Annotated in this window: 6 protein-coding genes; 4 read left to right on the top strand and 2 right to left on the bottom strand. The window is 41.7% G+C overall.

The genetic code is table 11. The features are described from left to right. Positions 1-8: 8 nt before the first annotated feature. Complete coding sequence (locus J1N51_RS04750) at positions 9-806, bottom strand: TSUP family transporter (protein WP_408635886.1); 798 nt, start codon at positions 804-806, stop codon at positions 9-11. 107 nt (positions 807-913) lie between these two features. Here J1N51_RS04750 and J1N51_RS04745 point away from each other — a divergent pair, with 107 nt between their 5' ends. From J1N51_RS04745 to J1N51_RS04735, 3 genes are all read left to right on the top strand, one after another. After that, a complete protein-coding gene (locus J1N51_RS04745; protein ID WP_208832828.1) occupies positions 914-3,337 on the top strand; it encodes a DNA polymerase II in 2,424 nt (807 codons plus the stop codon). 227 nt (positions 3,338-3,564) lie between these two features. Beyond that, a complete protein-coding gene (locus tag J1N51_RS04740) occupies positions 3,565-6,441 on the top strand; it encodes a TonB-dependent receptor domain-containing protein (RefSeq protein WP_208832827.1) in 2,877 nt (958 codons plus the stop codon). A 60-nt stretch (positions 6,442-6,501) separates the two neighbouring features. Beyond that, positions 6,502-8,142 carry a tetratricopeptide repeat-containing sulfotransferase family protein gene (locus J1N51_RS04735; protein WP_208832826.1) on the top strand — a complete coding sequence of 547 codons (1,641 nt, stop codon included), beginning with the start codon at positions 6,502-6,504 and terminating at the stop codon, positions 8,140-8,142. Here J1N51_RS04735 and J1N51_RS04730 read toward each other — a convergent pair whose 3' ends face one another. Then, positions 8,143-9,825: a putative 2OG-Fe(II) oxygenase gene (locus tag J1N51_RS04730; protein ID WP_208832825.1), complete on the bottom strand. Its 1,683-nt coding sequence runs from the start codon at positions 9,823-9,825 to the stop codon at positions 8,143-8,145. Positions 9,826-10,330: 505 nt separating this feature from the next. Between J1N51_RS04730 and J1N51_RS04725 the strand changes: the two genes are divergently transcribed. After that, positions 10,331-13,216, top strand: coding sequence for a TonB-dependent receptor (locus J1N51_RS04725; protein WP_208832824.1), 2,886 nt, complete (start codon positions 10,331-10,333; stop codon positions 13,214-13,216). Positions 13,217-13,292: the final 76 nt, after the last annotated feature.

The following is a 13,292-nucleotide window of genomic DNA, read 5'->3' as shown; positions in this document are numbered from 1 at the left end:
TAATATTCTTATGACCATGCATCAATAGCAAGCTTTATTGCCATTACTGAGACCACCAAAGTAAATATTGGTCTAATGAAGTTATTGCCAAACCGAATAGCTGAATGAGCTCCCGTGTAAGCACCCAGCATAAGTAACGCCCCCATAGATAGACCGATGGCAAAGTTTACGTGGCCAAGAATGATAAACGCTAAAAGCGAACAAATATTACTGACAAAATTCATCGCTCGGGCTACACCACATGACATAAGTAGATTCATTTTATAGAGGATCAGGTTACTGACAGTCCAGAATGCACCTGTTCCAGGGCCAGCAAAACCGTCATAAAAACCCAACGTAAAGCCTTGGCTTATCTTCTTTATTGTCAGTCCTCGGCATTTGACTGGTAAATCTGTATTGGAACTTGGTTTAACTGGATTTAATAGAGCATAAAGAGCGCTGAAGCCGATAAGAATTGGCAAGAGTTTATTTAACACTTCCGCATCTAGATACGACACCATGATCGTACCAAACACTGCGCCAATCGCGGTTGCGATAAGACTTATCCGCCAAAATGAAGGAGAAAATAGCTTTTTCTTATAAAAAGCGTAACTTGCCGTTACAGAGCCAAAGGTAGCTGCTAGTTTGTTGGTTCCGAGTGCAACATGAGGCGGTAAACCCGAGGCGAGTAAAGCCGGAACAGTAAGTAACCCGCCACCACCGGCAATGGCGTCGATAAAACCAGCCAAAAACGCAGAGGCCAGGAGAAGAACGATAATGGTTGTCGAAAGTTCAGGGAACTGAAAAAAACTCAAAAGCCAGTCCAAAATGTCTCCTAATACGGGATGAAAAAAAGTGGCATCAACGGTTGAGATATTTAATTACCTAACCAGCCACGCTATTATACCGCCCATACTCACTTATTGATATGTCAATGTCGAATCATATAGATCCAGAATCAGAAAACACAGGTTTTATCTTATCTCGAAGCCAATACGACCGAGGTGGTCTATGTTGTTTTGATTTTTGGATTCAAACTCAGTCTGGTGTCTCGCTCTTAACGGTTACGGGAGAGAAACCTGTGTGTTTTATCCGTCAGACGGACGTAGACTCGGTTGTTACATTGGCTCACAACCAGGCCTTACCTATAACTTCTAAGCCTCTCGACTTAAAAAGCTTTGATTCAGAGCCAATGGCCGCGTTGTATGCACCTAACTTAGCCACCTATTACAAAATAAAACCTCTGTGTGAGTCACTATCAGTTGAAATCTTTGAAGAAGATATTCGCCCTGTCGATAGGTACTTGATGGAACGCTTCGTAAAGGGCTCAGTTAAGTTTGTCGGCCAACAAGTTCAAGGAAGGCGTTATAACCATTTTCAAAACGTCAAATTAACTGCCTCTGATTACACACCTAGGCCAATGTCATTATTATCGATTGACATTGAGTGTAATGAAAAAGGCGATTTGTTCTCTATTGGCTTATATCAGGGTGCTCAATCAAGTGCCGCCAAATTTGCGGTTGTACTTTATAACACCGGCGGGATGCTTAAGTCGGTTGAAACTCTGACAAAAGACAAAGAGGTCCCAGAGTTTATTGAATGGTGTAGTGATGAAAAGTCACTTTTAAAACGGTTTTGTGAATGGGTAAATTTTATAGATCCGGACTGTTTGGTCGGCTGGAACTTCATAAGCTTTGACGTGAGATTGATAGACCGAGCTGCTCAGCGAAATAACGTTAAGCTAAGAATAGGGCGGGATGGCAGTGCGTTGCGATTTTCGGACGGAAAAAGTGGCCATCAGCGTTATCCAGACCGAGCAAGTGTAGCAGGAAGAGTAGTTCTGGATGGCATTGATGTAATGAAAAATGCGACCTATCACTTTGCAAGTTTTTCATTAAATAACGTCGCAAAAGAAATTTTATCCGACCAAAAGATTACATTAACAGACGACCCAAGTGACAAACTTGGAGAAATAAAGCGTCTGTATCAGCAGGAGCCGATTAAATTAGCAGAGTACAATCTACAGGATTGCAAATTAGTAGCGGATATTTTTCGGCAAGAACAGCTCCTTTTATACCTTCAAACTAGGTCGAGATTAACCGGGCTTGAATTAGACAAAGTTGGCGGTAGCGTTGCAGCATTCCAAAATTTATACATGCCTGGTATGCACCGAAAAGGTTGGATTGCGCCTAATTTGGTTAAGTTGGAGGACTATCTGCATAGCCCTGGAGGTTATGTGATGGAGTCAGTGCCCGGTATTCACCCTCAGGTATTGGTTTTTGACTTTAAAAGTCTTTACCCATCTATTATCCGCACCTTTAACATAGATCCCGTTACCTTAATTGAAGCACCTAATATACCAGCAGAACAACGAATACCCGGCTTTAGAGGCGGAGAGTTCAGTCGTGAGAAGAGCCTGTTGTCCGACATTCTCGATGAGCTTTGGTTAGCACGAGAAAAAGCCAAGTCAGAAGGCAACAAGGTTTTTTCAAATGCGATAAAAATCATAATGAACAGCTTTTACGGAGTTCTTGGTTCAGCTGGGTGTCGCTTTTACGATACCAAACTTGCCAGTTCAATTACCATGCGCGGTCATTGGGTTTTAAACCAAACCAAGGAGTGGCTAGAACGACAGGGGCTCAAAGTGATTTACGGTGATACTGACTCGGTATTTGTTAGCTTAGCTGAAAGTCGGTACTCAGAGAGCGATGCACCTGAACTCGAGTCTCGTTTAAACAACTGGTGGCAAGTTAAGCTTTCAGAAGAAATGAATTTGCACAGTCGATTGGAATTAGAATACGAAAACTGCTACCAGCCATTTTTTATGCCGACGATAAGAGGCTCTGAAACAGGTTCAAAAAAACGCTACGCGGGTCAAGTTATCGATGCTGATGGAAACAAAAAAATAGTGTTTAAAGGGCTAGAAAGCGTTCGCAGTGATTGGACACCCCTTGCTAAACAATTTCAACAAGAGTTATACGAGAGGGTGTTTAAAAATTGTACATGCCATGACTATATTGTTGAAATTTTGACCCAGTTGCGATCTGGTCAACATGATTCTTTGCTGCATTATCGAAAAAGAATTAGAAATGACCTAAAAAGCTACACCAAGACGACGCCTCCACAAATTAGAGCGGCGAAAGGCGCAAATCGCCTTCTTGGTTTCAACAAATATGGAAGAGGGGATTTGATTGAATATTACATATCAACAAAGGGGCCTCAAAGTATTGATTTTGTTGATTTATATGATTATGAACACTATGTTGAAAAACAGCTTTTTCCCATCGCAGAATCGATTTTAAGTCATTGTGAACCGAGCGCTTTATTAGCCTTTGATGACCAGTTGAGTCTGCTGTGAATTGGCAATGGTTTCTCCTATTTGATCCTGTTTCGGCAATGATTTTTTAGAAATGTCCATAAACAAAATATAAATTCGCACTCCCGAGGGGTTGACCCTTCTTTGTTTCTGAGGGTACTATCGAAAGGTCCAATTCGTGGTGTAGCTTTTTGATGTATCAAAACGGCATACCCGGCGGAAAAAATAAAAAAATAGCCACAGCTATAGTGGCTCCAGGGAGAAAACACATGTTTAAAAATAATAAACTAGCTAACTCTGTGCGCTTAGCAATTGCCTTTGGTGCAGCTGCTACAGCTTTACCAGCAACATCTGCATTTGCTGCTGAAGAAGAAGCTAAAGAAATCGAAAAAATCGAAGTAACAGGTTCACGTATCAAGCGTACTGATATCGAAACTGCAACACCTGTTACAATCACAAGCGCTGAAGACATCAAACTTTCTGGTTACACGAAAGTAGAAGATATCCTAAACAGCCTTCCACAGATTCAAGCGTCTCAGACATCTTTCATCTCTAATGGTGCGTCTGGTACAGCTAACATTAACTTACGTGGTATGGGTACTAACCGTACTCTAGTTTTGATCAACGGTCGTCGTATGGGCCCAGGTGGTCTTAACTCACAAAACGCCGACATCAACCAAATTCCAGCTGCTCTAGTTAAGCGTGCTGAAGTAATGACAGGTGGTGGTTCATCTGTATATGGTGCTGACGCGGTTGCAGGTGTTGTTAACTTCGTAATGAACGATGACTTCGAAGGTTTCGAAATCACGGCAGGTGCTTCTGGTTACCAGCACAACAATGACAACGATTACATCCAAGGTTTAATGGATAAGCGTGGCTTTGAATACCCTACAGGAAACTCTGGCATCGACGGTAAGCAATTCAACCTAGACCTTACAATGGGTGGTGAATTTGCAAACGGTAAAGGTCACGCAGTTGTTTATGCAACATACCGTGACATCGAAGAGCTTCGTCAAGAAGCGCGTGACTACTCTTCATGTGCTCTAAACTCTGCAGGTACTGCTTGTGGTGGTTCTGGTAACGCTATTATCCCTAACTTCTACGTTGGTGTACCAGGTCTTGATGATGACGGTCAACCTACAATCGACTGGAATGGTTTCAGCAATTACTACACTCTAACTCCAGAGAGTGGTTTCCAAGCGTCTAGCGGTAACGTATACAACTACGCACCGGTTAACCACTTCATGCGCCCAGATAAGAAATACTCTTTAGGTGCATTCATCGATTACGAAATCAACGACCATGCACGTCCGTACATGGAAATTAGCATGATGAATGACGTGACTCGTGCACAAATCGCTGAATCAGGTACTTTCTTCAACGAAGCGTACATGATCGATTACGATTCACCACTTCTTTCAGATGCGCAGCGTAGCTTCTTAACTACAGAGCTAGGTCTTGAGTCTGGTGACGAATTCGCAACATACATCGGTAAGCGTAACGTTGAAGGTGGCCCACGTTCTTCTAACTTAGAGCACTCTTCTTTCCGAATCGTAGTTGGTTCTGAAGGTGAGATTAACGACACTTGGTCTTACGATGCGTCATACCAGTTCGCGTCTGTAACGTCTTCAAGCGTTTACATCAATGACTTCTTTGCACCACGTATCACAACTGCATTAAGTGCAAACGGCGAAAGCTGTGCTGATACTTCTGGTTGTGTACCTTACGAAGTATTTACTTACCAAGGTGTAACTCCAGAGCAAGCAAATACTCTAACTGGTGTTGGTATCCGTAAAGGTTACGCAAAAGAAACTATCTTCAATGCGTTCGTTTCTGGTGAGTTTGACATTACAGTACCTACTGCAGATATGCCTGTAGCAGCAGTATTTGGTGTTGAGCGTCGCGACCAATACTTTGAGTCTATCTCTGACGAAGTATTCGAAAAAGGTCTTCTACTAGGTCAAGGTGGCCCAACTGCAACACTAATCGGTGGTTATGACGTTTCTGAAATCTTCACTGAATTCAGCATCCCACTAGTAGACGGTGCAGCGTTTGCAGAGTCTCTAGCGTTAGAAATCGGTTACCGTTACTCTGACTACAGCACTTCTGGTGGTGAGTCTACGTACAAAGCAATGGTTGACTGGTCAGTTACTGATGACATCAAGTTCCGTGCAGGTTATAACCGTTCTGTACGTGCACCAAACGTTGAAGAGCTATTCGCTAGCCAATCTTTAGGTTTATGGGGTGGTGTTGATCCATGTGCGGGAGATACTCCAGCATTATCAGCAGCACAATGTGCTAACACAGGTGTAACTGCAGACCAATACGGTAACATCGCTGCTAGCCCAGCATCACAATACAATGCATTGTACGGTGGTAACCCAGACCTTAACCCAGAGATTGCTGACACAGTAACTCTTGGTGTAGTTGCTAACTTAACTGACGACATCAACGTAACTGTTGACTACTTCAACATCGAACTGGACCAAGCGATTTCATCTATCGATCCAGAACTAACTGTTGAACAGTGTGGTGTAACTGGTGACGCTGCATTCTGTGACAACGTTACTCGTAACAGTGCAGGTAGCCTATGGGTTGGTCAGCAAGGTTTCGTACAAGCGACTGACATCAACTTAGGTGGCATTCACTTTGAAGGTGTGGATTTATCTGCTAACTACTCAACAGATTTCCAAGGCGGCCAATTATCTGCAAACTTCATCGGTACTTACATGCTGACTAAAGAGTTTGATCCAGGTATCGCAGGCACTGCTTATGACTGTGTTGACACAATCAATACACAGTGTTTCGCACAGCCTGAGTGGCGTCACAACGTTAAAGTTTCATTCCAGTCTGATTCAATCTGGGCTGTAACTGCAAACTGGCGTTACTTCGGTCAAGTTTCTTACGACGGTACATCAGACACGCTTCTAGTTGAAGACGGTGGTATCGATGCGCAAAGCTACTTCGACATCAAAGGTGCGTTCGAAATTAATGAATACACAGCTGTTTTAGTTGGTGTTAACAACGTATTCGACAAAGAGCCACCAATGGTTGGCGGTTCACTTTCTTCGAATGCAAACACGGTTGCTGGTTTCTACGACACACTAGGTCGTTACTTACACGCAAGCGTAACATTCAAATTCTAATTTAATTATTAGATAATAAAACGGCGAGTCTAACTCGCCGTTTTTTTTTGGACTAAATTTATGACGCTATTAGATGTATTAAAACAACAAGTAACCAGATTACATGTCGATGAGGTTTTAACCTCCAAAGCAATTCAAGAAGTCACTCAAGTAAGGTCGCTGGAGGAGCTATTAACGATAGCTGAAGTAGACAACTTGTTGAGGTTTATTATCGCCAACAATAAGTTGACCCAATCCCTAGTTCTAGTAGAGGCGTTGTTGATTGTTTTAATACAAAATAAGCGCTTAAGGTATGCTGACTTAGAACCGTTTTTAGGTTTATTTGTAAAGCAAGGGCACCTTGAAAGTGTAATCACACTCCACGAAGTGTTTTTATCTAAAAACTCTGCATCTCCTAATACATTGTTTAATTTTGCCTATTACCTGGATAAGCATGGCCAGTATCAGGAGGCCATCTCTAGCTACAAAAAAGCCTTATCATTAGGTATATCAAGTCCAGAAGAAGTTTATTTAAACATCGCAAAAATATATGCAGAGTCTTTAAATGAACCAGGACAAGCTAAAGTCTATCTTACTAAGGCGCTAGGTATAAAGCCGTCTTATGTTGCCGGTTTACTCAACTTAGCGAACCTAGATGCTGCTTGTGGCCGTATAAGTGAGAGCCTACAAAGTTACGAAAATGTTCTAAAACACGAGCCTAACAATGCCTTGGCATTATCTCGAATCCTCGACTTGCATAATAGTGAGGAAATAGCCAATAGAGCGATAAGTGCGCTTGATGTAATAAAAGACCTTCAAGCTCGATTGGATCTTCAATTTAGTTTGGCACGTTATTACGATAAACAGGGTGAATACCTCAAAGCTTCAGATTTTCTTGCGCATGCCAATCAAGCATTAAAGCAAAGTTATCCAAAATATGACCAAAGTAAACAGCAAGAATTGGTCACGAATCTCCTTAAAGTTGCCGAGGAGTTTAAAGCCAGTAAGTTAAAGACAAACCTTGAAAGAAAGACCCAGCCTCTATTTATTAGCGGAATGTTTCGTTCTGGTTCGACGTTATTAGAAAAAGTGTTATCGAAGCATTCATCAATCTCGAGTGCTGGAGAGATGCCATTTTTTCCAAATAGATTTGGCAATAGTGTTTTCAACTTTGTAGAAAGTGCTCTATCTATTTCTAATCAACAACTAGAGGAGATACTCGACGCTCATCAAGTCCTGTTACAAAAGGTCAGTAGCCGAGCTAGTGACGTTTATACAATAGATAAGCGACCAGACAATGTCTTTTATATTCCGTTGATTAAAAAACTATATCCTAAGGCTAAAATAATAATTACCGAACGGGACATTAGAGATATATCCGTATCAATATTGTTTCAGCAGCTTGGTCCTTCATTTACTTATGCTAATGATGCATCGGATATCAACCATTATTATTCGCAAATGATGCGATTGATAGAAGGGTACAAAAGCATTTATGGAAGTGATCTTTATTTCGTCCGCTATGAAGACGTAGTTAGTAAGTTTGAAGACACTATCAGTCAGTGTCTTCGATTTTTAGGGTTAGAGTTTGAGAGTGAATGCACTCAGTTTTATAAAACTAATGAAACGTCTTTTACGGCGAGTATGGAACAAATCCGCTCGCCCTTATATAACCAATCAGTCGGGCGTTGGAAAAACTACAAGCCCCTTTTAGGCCTTTAATTAAGCCAAAGGCTCGACATCTAAAGAAATCGTCAAGCGCTCTGCATTCTGTCCTGAAATTGGAAAGGTCCCATGCCACATGAAGCTAGGAAATAAAACACTGACTCCAGGTTCAGGACAAATAGATTTGCTCACTTTATTAAGAGGGTGGGCGAGTGAGGTTTCACCAAATTTAACCCAACCAGACATCTCTGGGTCAGACGGCTTTATTTGATCAGGAATATCAATGTAAGTGGGCCCAGAAATCCACCCCATAGGATGAACATGGTTGGAGTGATGTCCTTGGTCTTTTAACAAAACACTCCAACTTCCACTAAAACAAAAGTCGCGCCCCAGCTTTATGCGGGTTGGGTGGTTTGGGTCGTTTGGCAGCTTATTTATGTAATTCTGAACGCGTTGTTCCATTACGTGTTTAAACTTCTTAATTAATGGGTGTTGATAATAAATCAGGTTACCAGTCGTTTGCGTTCCATTGCGAACACTCTGATCTAATGGTGTATTACTAGAAATGTGAATAGATTTTAAATAATCTTTTAAGTCTGCTAAATAAGCGTCTAATGATCCATATCCATTAGGAGTAGCTAATAGCTGTGCATCAATTAAATCACCTTTGCCGTACAACCAGTCAAACTTCTGCTGATTCGTTTGTTGCCACACAAAACCTAAATACGCCCACAACTCTTGATTACTTGGGTCAATTCTATGAGCTTTGTCTAAAAAATGCTCCGCCTTATTAAAATCGTTATCCATGATATGACAAATGGCGAGGTCGATTAGAAACCTCTGATTGTTGGGGGCTAGGAGTGCGGCTTGTTCAAACAGAGGCGAAGCTTTTGACCAGTTATTGTTTTGTGACAATACGACCGCTTCTAAATGTATAAACGTCGGGTCGTTTTTAAAGGTATGTTTAAGTCCACTTAGTTGTTCCTCAGCTTGTTGCCACTGTTTGGACAAAATCAAAGACTTTACTTTGGCAAAGAGCAATTCTTTTGAGTTTGAGGTGACATTGTTAAATGAAGACATAAACGCTTGTTTGTTGTCAGTGTTCCAATAGAGTTGGTTTAACGTCTCGTGTAATACAGGAGTATCGGAAAACTCATTTAAACCTTTTAGCAGTTCTTTTTCTGCAGTGGCAAAATCAGATTGGTCAAAAGCGATACCTGATTTGAGTAGGGTATTGGCGACGGAAGATGTTGTTAAATAGTCTGCACAACTTTGCGCTGATTGAGGTTGGCCAAACTGTCGATATATAGTTGCCTTGCTTCTCAAGGCAAACTCATCTTTAGGAGCTAGTTTTAATAAGCAATCTATATAACGTAGTGCCTCATCGAAATCACAGATCTTTTGGGCGATAATAATTTTAAGCTGAAGATTTGCCTTTGAAGTGTTATCTAGCCCCGCAGCGACTTTTTGAGCATTTAACAATTGTCCACTTTGGTTAAGTGTAAGGGCTAAATGAAAGATGGCTTGAGGGTCATTCGGCTTTTGGTCTAGCGCATTTTGAAGATGCTTGCAGGCCGATCCTAAAAGGTTTGATTTAAGCGCACATAGACCAAACAAAAATTCGAACTCATAGATAGAGCCAATCTGGTTCTGGATATTGTCTACTGTATTTAAAACCTGAGAATAATTACCTTGTTGAAAAGCGCTAACAAGAGACTGATAAAGCTGGTTTGCATTCAAAACGGCACCTGAGATTTTCTTTTTATTATTATGTTACCGATATTAGCATTCTGGTCTCTTTGGTAAAGGACGGTTATCAAAAAGATACATATTAATATGGTTTGTTTTTTAATCATGCAGTGTTTTTTTTCTTAAATTTTGGCTCGAAATGGGGGGAATTGGCTCGCAAATATAAACTTTTTATCTATCGAACTGACATTTCGTAGTTAGGAATTTCAGCGCTGTTTTTATCACCTTTCTTATTTCTTCAGTTTATCGACAAAAAACTGCCCTTCGTAGCTCCAGGTCAGTATTTACCTACTCTCTGAGTGTTTTTGTTACGCATGGTTCTGATACTGTAGTGAAAAGAATTTGCGTTTTTTAGTAAATAGCAGACGGCCTATTGACCGTATTTAGAGGCGCTGTTTAACATCGAGACGTCGAAAGAGCCAAATTTTATGGAACTTCAAGACAAACAAAAATTAAAGAGATCTTCTAACACACATTAGGAGTCCAGGGAGAAATTATGAAATACTTTAAAAGTAGTGTAGCGGCGTTAGCTGTAGCAACCACTTTAGGTGCGGCAATGCCAGCGCTAGCTAACAACACCAATGGTTTTATTGGTGGTAGCACTGTAACTGCAAATGGCCAAGATTTAGCTGGCGTATCAGTAACGGTAACAAACCTTGAAACAGGTTTGACTCGTACTGTTGTATCAGAAGCAGACGGTGACTTCCGTTTTCCTCTTTTACCACCGGGCAAATATTCTGTTGTTGCTAAGAAAGACGGTTTTGATATCGCTCGTAATGACTTAGTTAATGTATCTATTGGTGGTCGTACTAACTTAGACTTAGCATTACAAAAGTCTGGCTTGGAAGTAATTGAAGTTCGTGGCGGTTCAATTGCCATGATCGATACTACTTCTTCAGAGTCTTCGTTGGTTGTAGGTCAAGAGTTAATCGAGCGCGTTCCGGTTCCTCGTAACGTAACTGGTGTTGCACTACTTGCTCCGGGCACGACTAAAGGTGACTCTACGTTTGGTAACTTAGCGTCATTTGGTGGTGCTTCTGTTGCTGAAAATGCTTACTACCTTAATGGCTTAAACATTACCAACTTCCGTAATGGTCTTGGTGGTTCTAACGTTCCATTTGAATTTTACGACACGTTTGAAGTTAAGACGGGTGGTTACTCTGCTGAGTTTGGTCGTTCAACTGGTGGTGTTGTTAACGCAACAACTAAATCTGGTTCTAATGAATTCAAAGCAGGTGCCAATTTCTTCTGGGAGCCTGATTCACTTCGCGCTCATCACGATGATGTGTTACGTGACGATGGTTCTATTTATGACGTATACCACGCTAACAAATCAGACGAGTTTGACTTCAACGTATACGCAAGCGGCGCGTTGATCAAAGACAAACTATTCTATTTCGTTCTTTTAAACCCAAGTTCAACAGAAAATGAGTCTGCAGGTCTTAGTACTTTCAACGAAGATACCGTCGATTCTACGTTCTGGGGCGCCAAAATTGATTATTATCTAACCGATGAGCACCTTTTCGAACTAACAGCGTTCTCTGATGAGCGTACAACAGAGCGTAAACAGTATAACTACAATGCGAACAATCGTACGATTATAAGTGACCGTGGTGAAGCTGAGTATCGTCGAGGTGGTGACAACCTATCTTTGAAATACACGGGTATTATCACAGATGACTTCACTATTTCAGCTCTATACGGTATCAACAAGTTTGACCGTACAAGTGTACCAGCAACTGCAGATGCGCCTTTCTTGATCACTGATTTAGATACTGGTGAAAACTTAGGTTCATGGGTTGTTGGTTCACCAAATCGTGCAGATGACCAACGTACGGTTTTCCGTATCGATGCGGACTACTACGTAGGTGACCACACTATTCGTTTTGGTATTGACCGTGAAGAGCTAGAAGCAAATGAGGCGTCTGGCTACTCTGGTGGTAACTGGTTCCGCTACCAAAATGACCGTGAGCGTGTTCGTGTTCGTGTATATGAAAATGAAGGTAGCTTTAAAACAGAAAGTAACGCTTTCTACATCCAAGATACTTGGGCCGTCAACGATAACTTAACGTTGAGCCTTGGTTTGCGTAACGAATCATTTGAAAACTTCAATGTTGAAGGTAAAGCGTTCGTAGAAATCGATAACCAATGGGCGCCTCGTATCGGTGCTGCTTACGATGTTAATGCAGATGGTACTTCAAAAGTATTTGCAAACTTTGGTCGTTACTTCCTTCCTATCGCAACAAATACTAACTTGCGAATGGCTGGTGCTGAGTTCTTCACTCAACAATACTGTGACGTAGTTTCTATCGATGAAAACGATGCTCCTACAATTGACAACTGTGGTGGTATTACTTACTACGCAGATGGCGAAGTTGCTAACACAGGTCAAACGGTTAACAAAGACTTAGACCCTATGTACCAAGATGAATTCATCTTAGGTTACGAATTCGAAGTAAACGATGAGTGGACAGCGGGTGTTAAAGCAACATACCGTACACTTGGCTCTTCAATTGAAGACATCGCAATCGACTATGGTTTTGACTTAGCGTTGGGTGGTGATGGCACAGGTTCTGTTTGTACAGAGTGTTCTGGTTTCCACTACTACGTACTAACAAATCCTGGTACATCTGATGTAACTATCGACACTGACCCAGATGGCGATGGTCCTTTAGCATTTGGCGAGTACACTATTCCTAATTCGCTAATGGGTTACCCAGAAGCTGAGCGTGAATATAAAGCGCTAGAGTTCTCTGCAGACCGTGCATGGGACGATGTTTGGAGCTTAAGCGTAAACTACGTTTGGTCTAAGAGTGAAGGTAACAACGAAGGTTTTGTTCGTTCAGATAATGGTCAAGACGACGCTGGTATCACAACTAACTTTGACCAACCGGGACTTACTGATGGTGCCTATGGTCCACTTCCAAATGACCGCCGCCACTCAGTTAAGATCTTCGGTGCGTATGCTGCGACAGATAGCTTACGCTTCGGTGCCAACTTAATTTGGCAAAGTGGTCGTGCGAAAAACGCATTTGGTTTCCACCCAACAGACGTTTTTGCGTCTTACTACGAAGCTGAGTCATTTGCACAAAACGGTCAAATCGTACCACGTGGTAGCTTAGGTAACCTATCTAGCACATGGAACTTAGATGTTTCTGCAACTTACGATCTTAAAGTTTCTGACTTAGACGTTGTATTACGCGCTGATATCTTCAACGTTTTCAACAACGATACAGTGACGGATATCAACGAAACGGCAGAGCAATTTGGCGGTTACGGTGATCAAGATCAGTACCTTGGTGTACCTTTCCGTGACTTCGGCCAAATCGATGGTCGTCAAGCACCTCGTTCAGTTCGTTTCTCTGCATCAGTTAAATTCTAAATTGATTGTCTGAGTAAAACTGATAATGATACAAGCCAACCTTCGGGTTGGCTTTTTATATTGAAACGAGGAGTTT

Source organism: Psychrosphaera ytuae (assembly GCF_017638545.1).
GTDB lineage: Bacteria > Pseudomonadota > Gammaproteobacteria > Enterobacterales > Alteromonadaceae > Psychrosphaera > Psychrosphaera ytuae.
The sequence above is the reverse complement of the archived record's forward strand: the minus strand, read 5'-3'. Positions and strand labels throughout refer to the sequence as shown.